At 36.8% G+C, this 23,838-nt stretch carries 5 protein-coding genes and 9 pseudogenes; 1 reads left to right on the top strand and 13 read right to left on the bottom strand.

The genetic code is table 11. The annotated features are described in order from the left end of the window. From I6L50_RS34590 to I6L50_RS34555, 8 genes and pseudogenes are all read right to left on the bottom strand, one after another. Window positions 1-210 (bottom strand): annotated as a pseudogene (locus tag I6L50_RS34590) (polysaccharide deacetylase family protein); the annotation flags it as partial. A gap of 291 nt (window positions 211-501) precedes the next feature. Next, entirely contained in the window at window positions 502-1,185 is a 684-nt protein-coding gene (locus tag I6L50_RS34585) for an N-acetylmuramoyl-L-alanine amidase family protein (protein ID WP_219303017.1), read from the bottom strand. Between the two features lie 126 nt (window positions 1,186-1,311). After that, window positions 1,312-3,097 (bottom strand): annotated as a pseudogene (locus I6L50_RS34580) (sensor histidine kinase). Beyond that, a complete protein-coding gene (locus I6L50_RS34575) occupies window positions 3,094-3,780 on the bottom strand; it encodes a response regulator transcription factor (protein ID WP_219303021.1) in 687 nt (228 codons plus the stop codon). The pseudogene I6L50_RS34580 and the gene I6L50_RS34575 overlap by 4 nt, the downstream one beginning before the upstream one ends. Before the next feature lie 312 nt (window positions 3,781-4,092). After that, window positions 4,093-4,418: pseudogene (locus tag I6L50_RS34570) on the bottom strand (hypothetical protein). 268 nt (window positions 4,419-4,686) lie between these two features. Further along, a complete protein-coding gene (gene menA, locus I6L50_RS34565) occupies window positions 4,687-5,598 on the bottom strand; it encodes a 1,4-dihydroxy-2-naphthoate polyprenyltransferase (RefSeq protein ID WP_219303023.1) in 912 nt (303 codons plus the stop codon). Window positions 5,599-6,468: 870 nt separating this feature from the next. After that, a pseudogene (locus tag I6L50_RS34560) lies at window positions 6,469-6,851 on the bottom strand (hypothetical protein). Window positions 6,852-7,037: 186 nt separating this feature from the next. Further along, complete coding sequence (locus I6L50_RS34555) at window positions 7,038-7,610, bottom strand: histidine phosphatase family protein (protein WP_016101094.1); 573 nt, start codon at window positions 7,608-7,610, stop codon at window positions 7,038-7,040. Between the two features lie 212 nt (window positions 7,611-7,822). Between I6L50_RS34555 and I6L50_RS34550 the strand changes: the two are divergent. Further along, window positions 7,823-8,508: pseudogene (locus tag I6L50_RS34550) on the top strand (IS4 family transposase); the annotation flags it as partial. Window positions 8,509-8,659: 151 nt separating this feature from the next. Here I6L50_RS34550 and mntA read toward each other — a convergent pair. From mntA to I6L50_RS34530, 5 genes and pseudogenes are all read right to left on the bottom strand, one after another. Then, window positions 8,660-9,598: pseudogene (gene mntA / locus I6L50_RS34545) on the bottom strand (manganese ABC transporter substrate-binding protein/adhesin MntA). A gap of 17 nt (window positions 9,599-9,615) precedes the next feature. Beyond that, window positions 9,616-10,229: pseudogene (locus tag I6L50_RS34540) on the bottom strand (metal ABC transporter permease); the annotation flags it as partial. Next, window positions 10,216-14,526: pseudogene (locus I6L50_RS36095) on the bottom strand (amino acid adenylation domain-containing protein). The pseudogenes I6L50_RS34540 and I6L50_RS36095, both read right to left, overlap by 14 nt. Further along, complete coding sequence (locus I6L50_RS35595; RefSeq protein WP_257475543.1) at window positions 14,502-15,740, bottom strand: condensation domain-containing protein; 1,239 nt, start codon at window positions 15,738-15,740, stop codon at window positions 14,502-14,504. Before I6L50_RS35595 ends, I6L50_RS36095 begins: the two are co-directional and overlap by 25 nt. Continuing rightward, window positions 15,737-23,838, bottom strand: a pseudogene (locus I6L50_RS34530) (amino acid adenylation domain-containing protein); the annotation flags it as partial. The pseudogene I6L50_RS34530 and the gene I6L50_RS35595, both read right to left, overlap by 4 nt.

Raw genomic sequence — 23,838 nt, 5'->3', positions numbered from 1 at the left:
TTTTTGTTTTACTGGTGATGTTTCCTTTTTCTTTTCTTGTTGTTGCGTATTAACTTGTTTACTACTTTCATTAGCTACTCCTTTCGCTGGGATAGAGTTCCATTCCCCTATTAAAAAGAATGTGAAAAAGGTCGTTGCTAAAACAACTCCTAGAGATATTATTACCTTAGTTAATCGACTTGTTTTTTTCTTACTTTGTGATTCTTTCATTATTTTTCGATCCTTTCCCTATTAATTTTCATATTCATTATTTATAAGGCTGAGCCTTTACTCGACTGAATCATTAGTTTCAACCGTATCTACAATAAATAGATTAATAGAGACGGATAAAGATAAGATGCAGATAATGTCGAAATCAGTTAAAGAATAGCCTATTGCATCCAATCTTTAGAAGAATATTTGTTTCTAATTTGGAAAACTGGATATACACCCAAAATAAAAAATACTACTCTTCCTAATTAAGATTTAGAAAGAATAGTATTTTTCTATTTGCCTATTTTATTACATAATAAAATAATTAATAATGCCATCCACAATACCTTTTTGCGATTTTGTTTGGAATTCTTCTGAATTCATTCTTTTTTCATCATTCGCATTAGATGTAAACCCTAACTCAATTAGGATAGCCGGAGAAGGATTTTCTCGTAAGACAAGAAAATCACTGCCATGAACACCTCGATCTCGGCTGTCTATATTTTGATCAAAAATAGCTTCTTGTACGGTCTTAGCTAACTTTTTATCTTTCCTTTTATTAGCTCCATAATGAGTTGTTATTCCCTTTACATTTATATCCTCAAAAGCATCATGATGAATGCTAATATAAAGATCCGCTGAATGGTCTTTAGCTACTTTGACACGTGCTTGTAATTCTTCTTTTTGCTTTGTTTCTGGAAGTAAGCTAGTATCTTTTTCACGTGTCAATATAACTTTTGCATCCGTTCTTTCTTCTAATTCTTTCTTTATATTTTGTGCTACTTTTAAATTAAGATCTTTTTCAATCGTTCCAAATTTCTTTCCTTTCGTCCCTTTATCTCCTCCACCATGCCCCGGATCAATTACAATTGTTTTTCCTCTTAATCGTAAATCCTCTTGTGATATATTTTTATGCCCCTTAGCATGTATAAAACTAACTCCTGTGCCTATTATTAATATAATAAATAAAAGCAATGTCACTCTTTTTTTCATTTTAACAATCTCCTTATCAGCTTTTCATTCAGTTTCTAATGAAAATAGTAATGAATGCTGATAAAGATAAATGCAGATAATGTCGATTTTGGTTTAAAAATGATAAAAACGTGTAGAACGACAATTCTACACGTTTTTATTTAAATAGAAGAAAAAATAACACTCCATCTTCTGTATTCGAAACACCATATTCCGCGCCATGCAGCTCTAATATATTTTTTGAAATAGCAAGGCCCAATCCTGTTCCGCCTTTTGAACGTTGACGAGACGTATCTCCTCGATAGAAACGATCCCATATTTTCCTCTACATGTTCTGGCGCGATATGAACCCCTTTATTTTCTACACATACCTTTACACGTTCATTTTCTTCTATTGTAGAAATAATAATATTCTCATGTTCTGGTGTGTAACGAATCGCATTCGTAATAAAGTTAGTAACCACCTGTTCTATTCGATGTGGATTTGCAACTACCTCAATTTTAGAAAGTTGTTTATGGACATGTAATTGCTTAGCTGTTATATCCGAGGTTAACTGCTCACATATATAATCAATCATCTCATCAATATGGAAAACATCCATTTCCATATTATACGTACCAGACTCGAATTTTGCTAACTCCAGCATATCAATAATGAGCATATCCATTTTATCTACTTCTTTTGACATTGCTTTAAAGTAATACTCCTTCTTATTACTAGCAACACCATCCTCCAAAATTGAAATACAGCTCTTCATAATACTTAAAGGCGTTTTTAACTCATGTGAAACACCCGCAATAAATTCTTTACGTGTATTTTCTAATTGCTTTTCTTTTTCTATATCTTGCTGCAATTGATTAATATACGAATGCAAAGCTTTAGAAAGTGTATTAATATTTTTTGATAAATCGCCTATTCATCCTTTGTAGTAATAGGTATCGTCTCTGAGAAATCTAAACCAGCGATTTTTTTTGTAGTATCATTTATTTGTAATAGTGGTTTGGCGATTTTATTTGAATAATAGAACGATATCAAAACGATTAAAATCAATACAAATAGAATTAAATATACATAATAATCCTTTATCATTTGCACAGCTTCATCAACTGGCTGTAATGATGTCATAGCAAATATGTAATTTACCTTACCATCTGCATCTATTGTTGGTTTGATTAATAGTTTATATTTAATATCATTTTCTTCATAGTCCACTATTTCTGTAGAAGTAATATTATTTGGTTTTTGATTTAATATTAAATCAACCTGAAATTGTTTTATTCTATCTATTAACACACGATTTCCATAAATAGAATTAGTTCCTACAGTCCCCTCCGGTAATTGCACGTTCTTAATGCTTCCTGCTAAATATAATTGCGAACTTTCTTTTGAAGATGCGTTTTTTTGTCCATATAACATTTCTGATAGTTGCTTGTTCTCTAGCCCAACATTCTTCTCTTTTATTGTTAACATCGCAGGAACCACTATATCCCCCTTCTGTACTCCATCAATAATAATATGATTCCCCTGTTCTAAACTATATTTTATCCTTTGTATATCTTCTAAATTGATAAAACTATACAACGGTATCTGAATTGAACGTTCAGAAAAGGTGTTATTTCCGTTAGGATCTAACTGAATTTCTAAAGAAAAATCATTTGCATATTTTATATTCCCTACACTATCTAACGTTGTAATCCATGTCGCATTATCTTGGTAGAAATTTTGTTCCAACTCTTGAATCCTTTTCACGTCATCTCCAGCTTTTATATATGCCTTTTCAAAGGATTGAATATTCGTTTTAATATCATTAACTTTTCGATTCGAATAATATTGCTTAAAAAATATGGTTTGTCCAATAAAAATAGTCACTAAAATAAGTGTGCATAATGCCGTTGTTAATATAAATAGTTTTAATACAATTCCCTTTTTCATACCTGTCCCTCAAATTTATAACCAGTTCGCACAACGGTTACAATACAAGTCGCTTTTTGCCCTAATTTATGACGCAAATTACGGATATGACTATTAACAGTACGATCATCCCCAGCGAATTCATAACCCCAAATTTTAGTGATTAGTTGTTCTCTCGAAATTACAATCCCTTGATTTTGCATGAAATACGTTAATATTTCAAATTCTGTATGTGTCATACTTATGTCTTCCCCATCTACAGTGACTGTACGAGAAGGGAAATGTACATGGATACCACTACTAGTTAATGTGTCTGTAGTAGATACATTAACAGTGGAAGAATATCGGCTTTCAATTAATCGTTTTGCCCTTGCCAATAAAATAGGAGGACTATATGGTTTTGTAACATAATCATCTGCTCCCAGTTCAAATCCGAGTAAGGTATCATCTTCATCCACCCGAGCCGTTAGCATAATAATAGGTACATTAGATTTCTTCCGAATTCGCCGGCAAACCGACCAACCATCTAATTCCGGTAACATAATGTCTAGAATAATTAAATGTACCTCATGTTCTTCAAATATAGATAACGCTTCTTTCCCATCAATCGCCTCTAAGACGTTATACCCTTCGTTTAGTAGGTAATCCTTCATAATTTCACGTAAAATATCTTCATCTTCTACAATTAAAATTGTTCTTTGCATATTTCATCTTCCCCACGATTAATTTTATTTTTATGAAGAAATAGTTCATTATATATTTTAACCAATTAGAAATCTTTCACTATTTCTGTCACTACTAAATGCAACATAGTTATATCAAGATAATAGCATGCTGATATAAAGATAAAATGCAGAGATAGCTGTAATTCTCCAGCGAATAATGAAACCCATCTTGAATCAAAAGATCCATACAAAAACGCCATCCTTGCTGTATATTTCTACAAACAGGATAGCGCTTTTTCATATTAAAGGTAGAATTATAAGGTAATATCAATTATACGTAATACTTGATATTTAATTGATATTAGAACTTATTACTTTATATTTATCTTCTTTTGCAACATCTATAATTGCATCAATTTTTGTTGTTCATTATTCAGCTCATGCCCTTCGATCCAAACTTTATATCCTATTTCTCCCACTACTCCAACTTTAGTTATAACAACATCTAACTGTTTTTCTTTTTGGAAATATTCAATAGCAGTTGCCTTTGCTTTTTCTTGAGTTTTTGGAAATTCTTTGTCACTTAATGGATCTTTCGTTGTTAATGTAATGTAAGAGACAAAACCAATAATAATTAAAGTTATGGTAGAAAGTCCAACTAAAAATATTTTTTTCATTCTTCTTCATCCTTGTCTATCTTTTTTTAAAGATTAACATAACATTTATCGTTTTTCAATAAATAAATATCGCATTTTACTATTTTTTTATTGAATCACTCTACAACTTAGACAAATATTAAAATCATTCCTCTAATCATCCTGATCTTTATCTCAACTAATCTATTACATAATGTAGATTTATAAAAGGTTTTGATCATTATTAAAGAAATAAAGAAATAAAAACCCCAATCTCTCTATATTAAAATTGAGAAACTGGGGTTTTTATTTAAAACAGATAACTAATTAATAATCCTGCTGATAATAAGAAGCCAAAAATCGTATTTGTCATCGCTGTTGATTTCATTGCGATGCGCATATACCCGGGATCCTTTGCTCCTTTTTGGAAACTTTGAATTGCAGAGATTGGCTTTCTCAAACCTAGGAACATAACTAATGCCCAAGGGCTTATATAACCCATCAATACAATTACGGCAATCCATAAATAAGCAATGAAAAAGGCTACAGCTAGTGTTACCACTGCTTTTTCTCTCCCAAGGAGGATTACCAACGTCTTTCTTCCACCTTTAATATCTTCTTCGATATCTCGGATGTTATTCGACATGTTAATTGCACCTACTAAAATTCCAATTGGAATGGAAATCAATACACTTTCAATCGTTATCGTATTCGTTTGAATAAAGAAAGCAATAAGTACAAAACATGTCCCCATTAACAGTCCAGAAACTAATTCTCCAAATGGAGTGTACGCAATTGGTAATGGACCACCTGTATATAAGTAGCCAACCGCCATCCCAATTAAACCAATGACGACTAACCACCAGCTGCTATTCATACAAATATAAATTCCAATAAATGCTGCTACCACATACAATAAAAGCGCAACTGTTAATACATTTTTTGGCTTCAATCCATGACGGACAATTCCACCACCAATTCCAACAGAATCAGCGGTATCTAATCCACGTTTGAAATCATAGTACTCATTAAATAAGTTCGTTGCTATTTGCAATGCTAAACATGCAACCATCATCGCAATAAATAAAAGCCAATGAATGTCTGTAACATACAGTGATGCCACTGTTCCTAAAATTACAGGAGAAAACGTCGCCGTTAACGTATGCGGGCGCGTCATCTTCCATATTAATTTAGCGGAACTAATTTCTTTTTCTGTCCCCATAACTCTGTTCAATCTCCGATACGATAAACTTAACTAAATCTATACAATTCAATCAAATTTATCTCGTTCAACTAAGGGCGCAATTCCTTAGCCAGTTCTCTTATGAACTTCTCATATTTTCACATGAGCGCAGACTATATGTTTATCTCTTTAGAGATAGAGGATTTTTCCACCACCATAGGCTTGTGATGTACTCTCGTCAGTTATACGAGATAGTCGTTGAACGTTCATCTTATCCATTTTGACTTAGATGATTCGAGGCGGAAGACCCATTGTTCTAGTGTTTAGGATTTAACCTTACACCATCTGATTGATTTTTTCTGCTTTCGCAACATTCACGCTCGCTATTTCTAGCCACGTTGTAGTTCAATCAGCTTTAGGGATTGCCCGCAGTTAACCCTCACTACTAGCCAATCACTGGACTAGCAGGGCTTACTGATATATTTAATTAACTTTCGTTATAATTGGTTAAATAAATCGTAACAGTTAGTTACCCTACATTTAAGTATAAATTACTAGCAGTATCTTTCTATCTATTTCCTGCTTCACATCTATTATATCAAAAAAAGAATTGGCGATAGAACTTTCATGCTCTTGCTTACACCATAACTTTGCATCAAAATATCGTTTTTTCTAATATGTGGTACAGCCGCATGTCCGTCAACTTAAGAAATTGGTAGTTCCCCAAAACGAAGAAAATTTTCGTTTTGAGGACACTTCAAAATATTAGCTTGAGGGCATGGGACTGAACCCCTAATGCTTTATTTTAATAATAATTCTTTTCATAAAATAAAACCCAGTTATCAGTCTAAACCATTTTTTAGATCTAACAATAACAAGTGTACATTTTTACCTTTCAGATGGTCTCTTTTATTCTAATTTCTTCATTTCTTTCAGCCGTTCTATATCCTTTTCTGAAGCCTTTTCTATTTTATACAATTCATAGCTACCCTTTGTCTCATTTATTACTACAAATTCAATTTCATTCCGAATATAGCTTTTAGTTTTTCCTTTTTATAACCAATAACATTATCTAATATAGTTTCTCCACTATCTTTTTTATATAAATTATAGCTAACAGGTGGACGACCAATTACATACTTATTATCAGAAAATCCGACTATATCATCTCTCCCTAATCCTGTCGAAACACTCCAGACAAAAATAATCTGAAATATAGAAAAAACAACAATACCACATAAGAAAACAAATAGGATTGATTTAAAAAATAACTTTAAAAATATCCTGCTCAAAAACATTCCCTCCCCATTTCACCTCGGGATAGCAAGAACAAAACGTGAATTTTGTACGCTAAGAAACCAAATTTTTATATTGTTGAACTCAATCCCCGTCAGTGCCATAAGAAAAAGGGTTACCGCAGTAACCCTTTTTCTTATAATACACGTCATTTAGGTAAGCTATGGATGAATAAAGTCAATCTATGAAATTTCCCACAATCTTTTAACTTCCACCAATTCCTGCCCATTGAATTCCATTCTATATATATCTGGTTTTGATGTCTGTAGTAAAAAATTCAAATCATACTTACTGTCATAATATCCCATCATCAAAGTCATTACAGCTCCATGAGTGCCTAATACTACTTTCTGTCCTCGATAGGTGTTTAATAATTCTTTTAAAACTTTTATAGCACGTTTCTGACAGTCTACATTAGACTCTCCTCCCATTAAAGCAAAGTCGGGGTCTAAGAATGACTTTTCTATCAAAGGGAATAATTCTTTATCCGACATTCGTTCCTCTTCAGCAATAAAAATTCTCTCTTTTAAGTCCTCAAATACTATAACTTCTTGTCCTATTTGCTTCGCTAACTGCTGAACAGTTAGAATTGAGCGATTGTATGGACTTGAGATAACAACGTCGATTCCCTCACCTTGTAATGCATCTGTTATTCGTTGAACATCTAATTTTCCTTTTTCAGTTAATCCTCTTGTCTCTTCTTTTCCAAATTTCGGTGAATCCCCGTGTCTCACCATATATATGAAAGTTTTCATAATTACCTCCATTTTTCCAGTTCCCTTTACAATTCCTCCCTGATGTTAGCATATATATCCAAGTTTGTCTCCTTTAATTAACAGAAAACTGTGCGAATTTAAAATGAATTCACGATATTTGTAAGAAAGACGCGAAGTTTTCACTATCCTCAGGTATAAAAAAACGTTATTCTTTCTAAACAAGCTTGATTATTAGAAAGGATGAGATTTTTATGAATCTTTCGATTCGAAGCGAGCTACAATTATTTGCTGAAGAATTACATCAACATCTTACCCCATCATTTTTAGAAAAACTCGCTAGAGAACTAGCTTTTGTACAACGAAAGCGTAAATTTTCAGGACGTGATTTAGCTATTATTTGTGTATGGATTAGTCAACGTGTAGCGAGTGATTCCTTAGTTCGACTGTGTAGTCAACTTCATGCTGTTACAGGAACTCTTATGAGTCCAGAAGGACTAAATAAACGCTTCAATAAGAAGGCTGCTTGCTTTTTAAAACATATCTTCTCTATATTATTAAAAAATAAAATTTGTAAAACATCAGTGATTCCAAGCTCTTCAATTACCTATTTTCAACAGATTCGTATTTTAGATGCGACGATTTTTCAAGTGCCAAAACATTTAGCTAGTGTGTATCCTGGATCGGGTGGTTGTGCACAAACAGCAGGTATAAAGATCAATTAGAATATGATTTACATAGTGGACAGGTTTTAAATTTTCAAGTTGAACCGGGTAAGAACACTGATAAGACCTTTGGAACAGAATGTTTAGCAACATTACGACCTGGCGATTTATGTATTCGGGATTTAGGCTGTTATTCACTGGACGATTTAGATCAAATGGACCAACGAGGCGTGTATTATATATCGCGACTTAAACTAAATAATTTTGTACAATTACATCCGATTTACATTGGGTATATCCTAATTATTAAACATAGAAAATTAAAACATAATACATAAACGAAAGGGCCAACTCCTAGGAGTTGGCCTTTTTTCTCTTATTTTAAAAATCTTCAATAGTTACGCTACCTTGATAAACAGATAGGTTTTACTTTTGTAACCCATTAATAATTGTATCTATATTCCATTTCATCATTTTCAAATACGTATCTCCATCCTCATCCGTTTTACCTAGTGAGTCTGTAAAAATTGTCCCTGCAATCGGCACGTTTGTTTCTTTTGAAACAGTTTCCATGCTACGTCGATCTACACTTGTTTCTACAAATAAAGCTGGAACTTTGTTTGTTTGAATTACACTTACAACATCTCTAATTTGATCTGGCGTACCTTGGTTCTCTGAGTTAATTTCCCAAATGTATCCCGTCTTAATGTCATATGCTTTTCCAAAAAAGTATTTAAAAGCACCTTCACTAGAGATTAAGAAACGTTTTCCCTCAGGAATTTGATGAATTCTATTCACTGTCTCATCGTGTAACTTTTGAAGTTCTGCTACATACTTTTCGGCATTTTTAGTATAGAACTCTTTATTTTTAGGGTCTTCTTTAATTAATGCCTTTTTCACATTTTCAGCATATAAAATACCATTTTTAATATTCATCCATGCATGTGATCTGGTTCTTTTTCTAATCCCTTAGTTTCTAAATAAATAGCCTCTACACCTTCACTTACTTTATAAACCGGTGCATCTTTTTCTGATTTGTTTGCAGTTTTCAATAGTTTTTTAAACCATGCTCCGCCCTCTTCTAGGTTTAATCCATTGTAAAACACCATATCTGCATCTGTCATTTTCATAACATCTTTTGGTAATGGATCATATTCATGCGGGTTAGCTCCAATCGGAACAAGGACTATGAATCTCAACTTTATCTCCACCAATTTGCTTCACCATATCATATATAATGGAGTATGTAGTTACAATTTTTAATTTTCCATTGCCCTCTTCTTTTCCATTGGTGTTACTCGAACACGCTGTTAATGCAAATACGAAAATACAAAGTATCGATAATAAAACATTTTTGAATTTCATCTTTATCCTCCAATCAATTATGACAACTCTGCTCTATTTTTTCTAATTTTGATAGCTCTCCAAAACAAACCTTGTGACGGTGAAAAAAAGAATGCCAATGCGAACAAGAATGTTGCGACAAGAACAATTGTTGCCCTGAAGCAAGATTATAAGAGAAACTAAAATATAGCCCTACTACAGATGAAAGTGCACCAATACCTGCAGCTAAATAAATCATGACCCATAAACGATTTGTTAATAAATACGCTGTAGCCGCTGGTGTAATAAGCATAGCGACAACTAAAATAATTCCTACAGTTTGAAGTGATGCTACTGTAACCATTGTAAGTAGAATCATTAAGCCATAATGAATCCATTTGTTTGGTAATCCGTAACTTTGCGCCATCGTTGGATCAAAAGTGGATACGAGTAATTCTTTGTAAAACAACATCACAAGCCCGATAATAACCACTCCGATAATAAGTGTCATCCACATATCAGAAGAACGAACTGATAGGACATTTCCGAATAAAATATGATACAAATCAGAACTACTCTTCATAAAGGTAATTAAAATAATCCCTACGGCAAAAACAGATGTGAACATAATCCCTATCGCCATATCATGTTTAATTCTACTATTTTGACTTAACGGTATTTTCCGATGGACCATACTGATTGATTACCGCAAAAGGAATATCGTTAGATGGATACTGCGTTAATTGATCCCCGCCGGTAATGATAAAACGAAGATCCGTTTTACCTGGCCAAGATAATTTCAAGAGTCTTTCCAGAATAGGCGTAGGTGCAAAACTAGCTGTTATTCGCGAATCAATGAGCCAGTCTCTTAGTGCTTCTGGATTAATTCTCAGTTCCTCTGTTGACAAGTAGAGTGCTGCACCAGCAGTTAGATACGGCCAAATCTCCTGGACGGCCGAATCAAAAGCAATCCCTGCAATCTGAGTCGCACGATCCTCTGCTGTAATACGATAAACTTCTTGATGCCAAGAAACCATATTCATTAATGAGCGATATTCAATCATGACACCCTTTGGTTTTCCTGTAGAACCAGAGGTATAGACAATGTAAGCTAAGTTCTCTGGATTTATCTGCCGCGTAGGTGCGATTACGCTTTCCACTGTTAATTCTTCTAACCTTACCATTTCGACCTGTTCGAAAAGGCCTTCTTGTCCTTCCGCCGTCACTACAAATTGAATTCCTGCATCTTCAATCATGTATTCTAACCTTGATTTTGGATACAACGGATCTAAAACGACATAAGCTCCACCAGCTTTTAATATGCCCAGTAAACTTACCATGAGCTCAGCCGACCTCGGAAGATAAACTCCCACGACTGACTCTGGAGCAACTCCTTTTCGCTGTAAAGCATTTGCCAACTGATTTGCTTGTGCATCCAGTTCACCGTAAGTCCAATCTTTTGTTTGATCAACTACCGCAATCGCTTCAGGACGCTTTGCTACTTGTTCCTCAAATCTGTCGCAAATAAGACCCTGTGGGGGCATTTCCATTACAGTGTCATTCCATGTTTCTAATAACAAAGTACGCTCAGGTTCCGATAGCATGCTCAGACTATGCAACGGATTTTGCGGGTAATGGGAAACTTCGTGTAGCCATTTCTCAAAGTGCCCTGCCATCCGTTCAATAGTTGTGGCATTGAATAATCCTTATTGTATTCAAAAGTAAAACGTACTCCCTCTTCCGTCTCAGCTACCATTACACTTAAATCAAACTTTGCGATTGGACTATGGCTTTCTATCATTTCAATACTTCTACCAGATAACACCGGGAACTCTTGTTTCATATTTTGCAAGATGAACATAGTCTGGAAGATTGGCGAATGACTTGTACTCCGCTCTGGTTGTACAACTTCTACAATTTTTTCAAAAGGGATATCTTGATATTCATACGCCTTCAATGCCTTTTGACGAACCTGAGACAAAACATCCTGAAATGTCGGTCTACCACTCAGATTAGCCCGATAAACCAATGTGTTGACAAAGAAACCAATAAGTCCTTCAATTTCTCTATAATTTCGATTAGCAATTGGACTTCCGACCAGAATATCTTCTTGTCCCGTATAACGTGATAGAAAACTTTGATATGCAGCCAACAGCGTCATGAAGAGTGTAGCCCCTTCTTGGCGACTAAATTCGTTCAATTTGTCATGTAGCGTGCTTGGCAGAACCAGAGTGTATGTCGACCCGTCATGAGTTTGTATTGCGGGACGCGGGCGATCCATAGGAAGTTGGAGTACAGGAAGCTCCCCAGACAATTCTTCCTTCCAATATTGGAGTTGTTGATCAAGCACTTCCGCCTTCAACCATCCTTTTTGCCACTGAGCGAAGTCGGCATACTGAACCGGTAATGGTTCAAGTTCTGCTACCTTTCCATCCGTAGCTTTCTCATAGAATGCCATCCATTCTTCAAGTAGGACTCCCATTGACCATCCATCTGAAATGATATGATGTAGAGTACAAAGGAGAATCCATTCTTCCTCTCCCACTTGCAAAATACTTGTCCTGATCAGTGGACCCTCGCCTAAATCAAATGGCACTTCTGTTTCTTGTTGAATCAAACGTTTAACTTCTTCTTCTCGGTCTTCTGGAGAAAACATAGTTAAATCCGTTTTCGGAATTAATCGAAAAGCATACGGTTCAATTTGCTGTACGGGTTGACCGTTCACTTCATGAAAAGACCGTCCGCAATGATTCATGACGCTCTATTAGCTGATTCCATCCCGTTTCCAATGCCTCAGGTAGCCAACTCCCTGTAAGGCGGCATACTATTGGCATATTGTAAAGTGCACTATTAGGTGTAAATTGATCGATAAACCATAAGCGCTGTTGGGCATAAGATAGTGGAATAGTTTCCCCTCGTTCCATCGGCATTAGTGCGGAAAATCTCGTTTTCTATCTCCTTTACGTAACTGATCTAATCGCTTTGCCAGTGACTCCACCGTTGCATACTCAAATAGTTCACGTACCGGTAATTCGATCTGAAAGATTTCCTGTAAACGTGACACTACTTGAGTAGCTAGTAGCGAGTGACCACCGATTTCAAAAAGGAATCCTGAACACTAATATTTTTTATACCTAACACTTGGCTCCATACGGAAACGATGAGCTCCTCCACTGGTGTTCGTGATGAAGTAATATCTTCACTTATGAACTGCGCTTCCAATTCCAGTAAGGCTTTCCGATTCACCTTACCATTTGGAGTGAGTGGCATCCCTTCAATTTTGAAAAAGTATGCCGGAACCATATAATGTGGTAGTTGCTTCTTGAGATATTCACGCCACTCTCCAGTATCCCCTTCACCCACTACATAAGCTACTAACTGCTTATCTCCTGGTCGATCTTCCTTCACCAACACGACAGCCTCTTTTACAGATAAGTGATCATGTAAAGCTGCTTCGATTTCTCCCAGTTCAATTCGGAACCCTCTGATTTTGACTTGGTTATCTATTCTTCCAATATACTCCAAGTTACGATCATTCATATATCTCACTAGATCACCCGTTCGATATAATCGTTCCCCTTCTTTAAGAGATGCGGAATAAAACGTTCAGTAGTTAAATCTGATCGATTGAAGTAGCCACGCGCCAAGCCTACTCCACCAAGGTAAAGTTCCCCCGCCACACCAATCGGTACCAACTGTTGATGTTGATCCAATACATACAACTCAGTATTATCAATTGGACGACCAATTGGAATAAGCATTGGTTCTTTTTTCTAAATCACAATCATAACAAGTCACATCCACAGTCGCTTCGGTAGGGCCATACAAGTTAATTAACTTCGTTTGCTGAACATCGTAAAATCCCCCCTTAAACCGGCGAACCTGTTCAGTGTTTAATGCTTCTCCACTAGTAAAAACTGATTTAATGACGATACATCTCTTTTCGATTTATATTGTTCCATATAATCCAAGAAAGTAGATAACATCGACGGAACAAAGTGCATCGTGGTCACGCGATATCGTTCGATATACTCCTCAATCATCGCAGAATCTTTCTCACCTCCGGGTGGAAGTAAACAAACACGTGCTCCTACAAATGACCACCAAAATAATTCCCAGACAGAAACATCAAACGAAAACGGTGTCTTTTGTAAAATTGCATCCTCCTCAGATAATGGATATTTTTTCTGCATCCACTGTAGGCGGTTGATTACCGAGTGATGTTCAATCATTACTCCCTTTGGATTCCCTGTTGAACCCGAAGTGTATATGATATACGCTAAGTTATTTGCTGTCACTTCACTCACCGGAGTCAAATTACTCTCTTTAGAAATCATTACCTGATCCCGGTCTAAACAAATTGCTTGGATATCTTTAGGTAACCAGTCCTGTAGTGCCTCTTTTGTTAACAACACTTGAATTTGTGAATTCTCCAAAATGTATCTCAAGCGGTTTTCGGGATAACTTGGGTCCAGTGGGACATAAGCCCCACCTGCTTTCAAAATCCCAAAGAGACCAATAATCATATCAGGAGAACGTTCAATACATATACCAACCAATGATTCAGGTCCTATACCCCGTTTTTGTAGATAATGTGCCAATTGGTTCGATTTTTCATTGAGTTCTTGATAAGTTAACTTTCCACCTTCATAAACTACCGCCACCGCATCAGGTGTACGTGCAACTTGCTTCTCAAACAGCTCATGAATCATAGACTCATGACCATAAACTACGTCAGTGTCATTCCATTCTTCTAGGAGCTGTTTCCGCTCTGTGTCCGATAACATTGACAGCTTTGTATATGATTTATCTGGGTGAAACGCGATTTCATTTAACCAGTTCTCAAAATGGTCCGCCATACGTGCAATAGTACTACTATCAAATAAATCTTTGTTGTATTCAAAAGAGACAAATAGACCTTCATCCACTTCGTAGGCAGTTAAACTCAAATCAAATTTCGCAATAGACATATACTTTCTACCATTTCGATACTTTTACCAGACAAATCTAGTCGTTCTTGTTTTATATTCTGTAGTGTAAACATGGTCTGGAAGATAGGAGAATGACTCATACTTCGTTCAGGTTGCACAGCTTCTACCACTTTTTCAAACGGTATATCTTGGTATTCGTAAGCTTTTAACGCCTTTTTCTTTGTTTGAAGCAAAATCTCCCGAAAAGTAGGGGTTCCACTCAAATCCGCTCGGTAAACCAACGTATTAACAAAGAAACCAATTAATCCTTCTACTCCCTTATGATTCCGATTTGCAATCGGACTTCCAACGAGAATATCTTTTTGCCCCGTATAACGGGCAAGAAAGCTCTGGTATGCAGCCATTAAAGTCATAAATAAGGTAGACCCTTCTTGTCGACTTATATCCTTCAATTGATTGAGTAATTTATAAGGAAAAATCACATGATGCGTATCCCCAGCGTAAGTTTGCGTAACCGGTCGAGATCGGTCCACTGGCAGTTGTAATATAGGAAGCTCCCCAGACAATTCTTCCTGCCAATACGCGAGTTGACGATTTAGCACATCACCTTGCAACCACTCCTTTTGCCACTTCGCAAAGTCTGCATATTGAATTGATAGTGAATTTAATTTAGCAGGATTCCCGCCCGTTTCTTCTTCATAGAAAGCAAGTAATTCATTCATGAATATACCGATGGACCAAGCATCAGAAATAATATGATGCATCGTACACAGTAATAACCATTCATCCTTTCCTAATTGAACAAGCTGATTACGAATTAAAGGGCCATTCATTAAATCAAATGGTTCTTGTGCTTCTCTCACAATTAAACTATCTACCTCTTTTTCTTTTACTTCTAGAGGAAGGTGAGAGTAATCCCTTACAGGTAATATGCTAGGAAGGAAATCGACAATATGTTGTACAGGTTGTTCTCCTACTTCTTTAAAAACGGTTCGTAATGATTCATGACGTTCAATGAGTCGATTGAATCCCTTTTCTAATGCTTCAGGAATCCAATTTCCTTTTAGACGCCCATACCGTTGGAATATTATATAAAGAACTGTTTGGGTTAAATCTGTCCATAACCACAAACGTTGTTGTGCATGAGACAATGGGAGTGCTTCTTTATTCTCCTTTTTTTGCATTTTCTTCTGAAGCCAAGCTCTCTTCTCAGGAGAAAGCGAACTCAGCTTTGCAAGTAAATCACTTCTCATTTTTTTACCCCTTCCTCAATCAAATTACTCTCGAATATCCCTTGTGCTTCTTCCTCTGATAGCTCTTCTAATTGCTTAAGCAGTTCAAGTAATTCTTCATCATTACTCACTTCTGCTTCTTTTTGAATATAGTCTTGAAGACTTATATTATCCTTACTATCATTCTGCATTCCTTGATTTCTGTTATAGAGCAATTGATCAATCTGTTCTGCCAATTGCTGCACCGTATGGAACATAAATAAATCATGCAATGGTATCTCAATTCCAAAAGCCTCTTTAAGATTGGAAACAGCTTGCGTAGCAAGTAATGAATGGCCACCGATTTCAAAAAACGAATCCTGGATTCCAATATTTTCTACACCTAAAACTTGATGCCATATTGAAACGATTGTTTTTTTCCGTAGACGTACAAGGGCAATATACCCACTCGCTATCTCCTGTCTCTCTGGTGCTGGTAAGACCTTCCTATCAATTTTCCCATTTGGGGTGAGTGGAAATGCGTTCAATCCGACAAAATAGGCTGGAACCATGTAATTTGGTAACTGGGCCTTGAGATAATCACGCCACGTATGAGCATCCCCATCTCCCACAACATAAGCAACCAAACGTGGATCACTAGGATATTCTTCCCGCACCATCACAATGACTTCGTTAACTAATGCATGCTTTTGTAATGTCGCTTCAATTTCTCCTAGTTCAATCCGGAACCCACGAATTTTCACCTGATGATCGATTCGGTCAAGATACTCCAAATTCCCATCCGGCAGATACCTTACTAGATCTCCAGTCCGGTATACTCGCTCTCCATCTTTAAACGGATGCGGTATAAAACGCTCTTTTGTTAAGTCAGGGCGGTTTAAATATCCACGTGCTAATCCTGATCCACCAATGTAAAGTTCACCAACTACACCAATTGGAACCAATTTTTGTTCCGCGCTCAGTACATATACTTCCGTATTAAAGACTGGTTTACCAATTGGTGGTACCCTATGCATGCCACCCTTTTCTAATTCCATATATGTGGAATACGTAGTATCTTCGGATGGCCCGTATAGGTTGTACACCTTTTCAATCGGACTTCTCTCGTATAAGTCTTGAACAAGTGCATGTGGCAATGGTTCTCCAGCCAAATTCATCACCTTTACCGAAGAAGGGATTGTATTTGCTCGAACCAGTTCCTTTGCTGCTGATGGCACAGTATTGACCAGGGTCACACCCTTGGTAAACAGCCTGTCTAGGTGTAGAGCATTTTCAGCGACAATCACCTTACCACCCATTGTCAAGGGAACAAACACTTCAAAAACGGATAAATCAAAGGATAGCGAAGTTGAAGCCAACACTGCTGTTAAATCTTTTCGGGAATATGTGTGATGCGCCCAATGAATCATTGTTACTGTATTTCTGTGCTCAATCATTACTCCCTTTGGATTTCCAGTGGAACCTGAAGTATAGATGATATAGGCTAAGTTATTGCTCATCACTCCACTTGTACACACCGTAGTTACTTCTTGTTCTATTTCTGCTCGATCACGATCAATACAAATTACGTCAACAGATTTAGGTAAAACCATTTTTTGCTGTAACTTTTCCTGTGTCACCAGTACCTTTATATGAGCATCCTCTAAAATATATTGCAGTCGACTTTCCGGATACGCTGGATCAATTGGGACATATGCTCCTCCTGCCTTCATGATTCCTAAGAGGCCGACAATCATCTCGGATGAACGTGTAACGCAAATCCCAACCAATGACTCGCATCCTACACCATTTTTCTGTAGATAATGAGCCAGCTGATTCGAGCGTTCGTCCAATTCTCGATATGTTAGTTCTTCATCTTCGCACACTGCTGCAATTGCTTCTGGTGTTTGTTTCACTTGTTCTTCAAACAATGTATGAATCGTACTTTCTCGTATATCTACAACACCTGTTTCATTCCATTCCTCTAGTAGTTGCTTATATTCTGCTTTCGATAACATATCCATTTCCGATAATAAATTTTTTGGATAAGATACAATTTGATATAACCAATGTTCAAAATGACTTGCCATACGTTCAATGGTTGTATCATTAAACAAATCAGTATTATATTCAAAGGTTAGTGATAATCCTTCTTCCGTCTCAGAAGCAAATAAACTCAAATCAAATTTCGCGACAGAAGCATGACTTCCCATGAGTTCCATGTGTCTTTCAGATAGCTGAGGAAACTCTTGTTTCGTATTCTGTAAAGTAAACATAGTTTGAAATATCGGTGAATGACTTGTATTCCGTTCCGGTTTTACGGATTCAACCACTTTCTCAAATGGAATGTCCTGATACTCGTATGCTTTTAGTGCTTTTTTTCGTACCTGCGACAAAAGTTCTTGGAACGTCGGATTTCCACTGAAATCAGCTCGATAAACCAACGTATTTGCAAAGAAACCTATTAATCCTTCAATCTCTTTAACATTTCGATTTGCAATTGGGCTCCCAACCAAGATGTCGTCTTGTCCTGAATAACGAGAAAGGAAGCTCTGATACGCTGCCATCAAGGTCATAAATAAAGTGGATCCTTCTTGCAGGCTTAAATCTTTGAGCTTTTCCAGTAGGGAATTCGCCACTAATAAGGACTGACTCGCACCACGGTGGGTTTGAAACCGCAGGTCGAGGACGATCCATCGGTAATTGTAAAACCGGTAGCTCCCCAGACAATTCTTCCTTCCAATATTGGAGGTGCTGATCCAAATTCTCTTCATTTTTGCCATGCCTTCTGCCACATGACAAAGTCTGCATATTGGACAGATAACTCCTTCAGTTCCGCCGGTTTTCCACTTAGTGCTCCTTCATAAAAAGCCATCCATTCTTCAAGTAAGATTCCCATTGACCACCCATCCGAAATAATATGATGCATCGTACAAAGGAGAATCCATTCTTCCCTGTCCACTTTCAATATTCGTGTTCGAATCAGAGGACCTTGTCCAAAGTGAAATGGCTCCTCCGCTTCGTTTTGAATGAGCCGTTTCATTTCTCTTTCCCTATCTTCCGAAGAGAGGTCTGTTAGATCCGTTTGAGGGATGGATCTGAATACATGAGATTGAACCTGTTGAAAAGGTTCACCTTCTTGTTCTAGAATTATCGTCCGTAATGATTCATGACGTTTCAACAACTGATTCCATCCGGCCTCCAATGCTTCAATTGACCATTTTCCTGTTAAACGACACGCTGCATGAATATTGTACATCGCACTATTTGGCATTAATTGATCAATAAACCATAGGCGTTTCTGTGCATAGGAAAGTGGAATAAATTCTTCCCGCATCATAGGTACAAGGGATGGAACCTCTCGTTTTTTATCTTCTTTGCGCAACTGATTTACTCGTTTCGCTAATGCTTCCACTGTATCGTGCTTGAAAAGTTCACGTAGCGGGATTTTAATCTGGAACAATTCTTGTAATCGAGAGACGATTTGAGTAGCGAGTAGTGAGTGCCCACCCCGTTCAAAAAAGGAATCCTGAATACCGATATTTTCTGTTCCTAACACTTGACTCCAAACCGAGGCAATAAGCTCTTCCGAAGGCGTCCGAGGTAGAACATTTAAATTCCCTATAGGTCGCTCATCAGGTGCTGGTAAGGCCTTTCGATTGATTTTCCCATTCGGAGTAAGCGGGAACTGTTCTAACTCTACAAGGTGCGCTGGAATCATGTGATTTGGCAATTGGTTTTGTAGATACTCTCGCCACTTTCGGGTATTTCCATTGCTTATCACATATGCCACCAATCGCTGATCGCCCGGACGATCTTCTCTAACTAATACGACAGCCTCTTTAATAAACGAACATTTTTCTAAAGTCGCTTCAATTTCTCCTAGTTCAATCCGAAAACCACGCATTTTTACTTGATGGTCCATTCTCCCTATAAATTCTAAATTTCCATCAGTTAGATATCTTACTGAATCTCCTGTTCGATATAGTCGATCTCCCAATCGAAATGGATGCGAAATGAATTTTTCGGCAGTGAGAGTCGGACGATTTAAATATCCACGCGCTAAACCAGCACCACCAATATATAACTCACCCTCTATGCCTATTGATTGCAAGCGTTGATTCTGGTCAAATACATATAATTGCGTGTTCTGTATCGGCTGCCCAATAGACACAAATTCTTGAATAGGTTGCAAGTCAAATGCATTTACATAAATAGTGGCTTCAGTTGGTCCATAAAAGTTGGTTAATTTTACTTGTCCGCTATGATTCCATTGCTGTTGAAATCGTCGAACCAACCCTGAACTTAGTTCTTCCCCACCAGAAAACACATGACGTACGGACGAACAATTCATGTTCAATTCAATATGATTGAAGTGATCTAAGAAAACAGATAACATCGAAGGTACAAATTGAACAATAGTAACCTGATGTTTTTCAATCACTTCAGCTATAATGGAAGGATCTTTTTCTCCACCTGGAGGCAGGAAAGATACACCTGCTCCCACGTGAATACCCCAAAATAACTCCCAAACAGATACGTCAAATGAGAATGGCGTTTTCTGCAAGACCACATCCTTTTCAGAAAGTGGATATTGATGTTGCATCCATTCTAGATAATTAATTACTGAATGATGCTCAATCATCACTCCCCTTTGGATTCCCTGTAGATCCTGAGGTATACATAACATACGCTAAACTTCTTCCTGTTACGCCACTTATACATGGGTTGATTCTTCTTTTTCAATTGCAGTATAATCTTGATTCATACAAATCGTTTCAACGTCTTCAGATATATATAAATTTTCAGAATTCTCTTCCGTCACTAGTACTTCAATTCCAGCATCCTCTAATATATAACGAAGCCGACTCTCTGGATAAGTAGGATCAAGTGGAACATATGCCCCTCCTGATTTTAGAATACCTAATAACGCTATCATCCATTTGTAATGAACGTTCCATATATACTCCGACAAGAGATTCTGGACCTACACTACGCTTTTGTAAATAATGTGCTAACTGATTAGCACGCTCATCCAACTCTCTATAGGTAATTTGTTCATTTTCGTAAATAGCTGCGATTGCTCCTGGCGTTTTCTTAACTTGCTCCTCAAATGCCGTATGAATCATGCCCTCAGCTGAATATTTTACTTGAGTATTATTCCATTCCTCTAGTAACTGTGTCTGCTCTTCCATTGTTAAATGAGTAATTTCGGAGAGCTTTGAATCTAGGCTCTTTTTCATCTGAATTAATGTTTGCAATAAGTGACCCTGGATTCGATTTATTGTTTCTTCATTAAAATAGCTCCGGTCATACATCAACTTTAAAGTAATTTCCTTACCAGGCATTACAATGAGTGTTAAAGGATAATTTGTTTGTTCCACACTTTTAACATCTAGTAATCTTAAATCATCATTTCTCTCACCTTGAATTGGGTAATTTTTCAAACACATACAAGGTATGAAATAAGGAGCTATTCCGCGGAACCTCACTCCACCCTTGAATATCAACCAACGAGTTATATTCATATTGTCTTCGTTCCATTTCTTTCATCTGTATTTTACGAAGCCAATCTACTACTAATGTATCATTCGTTAATCGAATTCTAGTAGGTAATGTGTTAATAAATAGACCTACCATATTCTCTGCTCCTATCAAATCAGTAGGACGTCCAGAGCTAGTTACGCCAAATACGATGTCACTTTCACCGCTATACCTACTCATCAAATAGGCCCATGCGCCTTGTACTAACGTATTCAATGTTAATCGACTATTTCGTACCCACTCTTGTAAAATTCTCAGTGAGTTCCTCAGATACCTGATAAACACACTCTCCATAGCCCTTCTCCTGTTCTTGATCTTTTCTTTCCATCGCTAATGGCGTAGGTGCATAAAACCCCTTTAATTCTTCTGTCCAAAATTCCTCTGCTTGACTTTGATCTTGTTTATTTATCCACTGGATATATTTTTTATAAGGAAGAGGTTTAGGAAGATTCAACAATTCTCCCTTTATCATCTTGAGATAAACTTCCATCACTTCACTAAAGACCAATGACACACTCCACCCATCTAGCAAAATATGATGATGTGTCCAAATGATTCTCGTTTCCTCTTCTGCTTCTTTAATCGCAGTGACTCTCATCAACGGTGCTTCATCCAATAAAAATCCTTTTCTACGATCTGCAGTCAAAAACTGGTGTAATTTCTTCTCCCTCTCCTCATGCGAATGGGCACTCCAATCCTCTTGATGAATAGTAAAAGGAAGACGTTGGTAAACTGCTTGCAGAGGTTTTTCTACTTCCTCCCACACAAATACTGAGCGTAGAACTTCATGTCGATGAATAACATATTCCCAAGCCTTTTCAAAAGTAGCAACATCCAATTGCCCCCCGAGCAAGAAGCCTACTTGTACAATGTAGGAAAAAGAATGTTCATCATCTTGATCGTATAAAGTATGAAACAATATTCCTTTTTGCAAAGGTGATAATCCATATATATCTATAACGTCTCCCATCTTTACACCCTTTTCTTTGTTAATTTAAGTAATACTTTGCTCAAACTTTCTTCCGTAAGGTCCTCCGCATCAGCAAAATCTGATACTGTAAAAGCAGACTCTGTTGTTGGTTTATTTATAAGTTGACGAAGATGCCTCAACATACCATCTGCTATCGCTTGAATTTTCAATCTAGAAAACTGTTCTCTACTATACATCCAAACAAAATGTAACTTCTCATCTTTTACCATACCGATAACATCAATTAGATGCGATGGTTTGGAATCTGGAGCATGATTTAAAAATGTAAACCCTGTCTCTTGCATAAACAAAGATTCCTTTGAAAACACTTGATCAAATTGGCCCAAATAGTTAAAGCTTATTGAAGGCTTTTGCTGATAAAACGGAAGTGATTCTTTTTTCAGGTAACTTAAAATACCATAATCAACTCCGCAATTCGGAATTTGACGCAATTGATCTTTTACAGCCTTTAATCCTTCAATAGGTGTTTTAGTTCCTTGAAAATTCAGATGAACAGGATAAATACTCGTGAACCAGCCCACTGTCCGTGATAGATCAATACCTTCAATCATCTCTTCTCTCCCGTGTCCTTCTAGATGAATAGAAACCGTTTGCTGATTTGTACAATCGACGATAGCTTGTCCTAATGCCGCCAATAGTACCTCATTAATCCTTGTCTTATGAGTCACTGGAACTTCTTGTAACAATGCATGTGTTTCTTTTACTCCTAAAGTCCTCGTCACTTGATCAATGGATTCTTCTGTTGTTTCTTGTATTGGGTAGTCCATTGGAATTTTCATCGTTTCTTTTTCTACCCGTTCATTCCAATAATCTTGTACTTTTTTTGAAATACCCGAATCACTGTATGTCTGCAGTCGTTCCGACCACTCTTTAAAAGATGTACTTTTCGCAGGTAAGCGGACTCCTTGACCTTGTTTCATCTGTTTATATACCGCCTGTAAATCTTCCAATAGAATTCTCCACGATACTCCATCTATCACTAAATGATGAATCACCCAAAATAGTCGATCATTTCCATCTGAGATATCCTCGAAGTAAACTACTCTCATTAACGGACCTGTAACTAAATTGAAACTAGCTTGTGTAATGTTCATCTCTTCTTGTATTACTTTATTCCACGCTTGTTCATTAGCTTTGTTCCGTTTTACCACATGAAGTACAGACCGCTCATCAGTCCCTTCATTTCTCTGCCTCCACGTTCCATTTGGTAACTGTTCGTACCGGAAACGTAAAGCATCATGATGTTTGAGTAAATTTAATATTGCTCCCTCTAGTAACTTAACGTCCAATCTCTCTTTTACTCTTAAAAGCATCGATTGATTCCAATGCTCCGGACGTGAATGTTCTTGCTCGAAGAACCAGTACTGAATTGGAGTAAGAGGCACATCTCCTGTCACAATTCCCTGCTCCGCTTGTACTCCCTGCATTTCTATAGCCACTTGTGCCAACTCGGCAATGGTTGGGCATTCAAACATTTGCTTTGGAGTAAGTTTTAATCCCACTTGACTTGCTTGAGATATGATTTGAATACTGAGAATCGAGTCGCCACCAATTTCAAAGAAATATCATAGATTCCTACCTTTTTAACACCTAATACTTGCTTCC

Origin of the sequence: Bacillus sp. FDAARGOS_1420 (genome assembly GCF_019344915.1) — a bacterium.
Taxonomy (GTDB): domain Bacteria; phylum Bacillota; class Bacilli; order Bacillales; family Bacillaceae_G; genus Bacillus_A; species Bacillus_A mycoides.
The sequence above is the reverse complement of the archived record's forward strand: the minus strand, read 5'-3'. Positions and strand labels throughout refer to the sequence as shown.

Bases quoted from the DNA above. Each gene is read 5' to 3' on its own strand.
- I6L50_RS34575 (WP_219303021.1), bottom strand. From the start codon at position 3,780: ATGCAAAGAACAATTTTAATTGTAGAAGATGAAGATATTTTACGTGAA.
- I6L50_RS34555 (WP_016101094.1), bottom strand. From the start codon at position 7,610: ATGAAAACTTTCATATATATGGTGAGACACGGGGATTCACCGAAATTT.
- I6L50_RS34585 (WP_219303017.1), bottom strand. From the start codon at position 1,185: ATGAAAAAAAGAGTGACATTGCTTTTATTTATTATATTAATAATAGGC.
- I6L50_RS35595 (WP_257475543.1), bottom strand. From the start codon at position 15,740: ATGAGAAGTGATTTACTTGCAAAGCTGAGTTCGCTTTCTCCTGAGAAG.
- menA (WP_219303023.1), bottom strand. From the start codon at position 5,598: ATGGGGACAGAAAAAGAAATTAGTTCCGCTAAATTAATATGGAAGATG.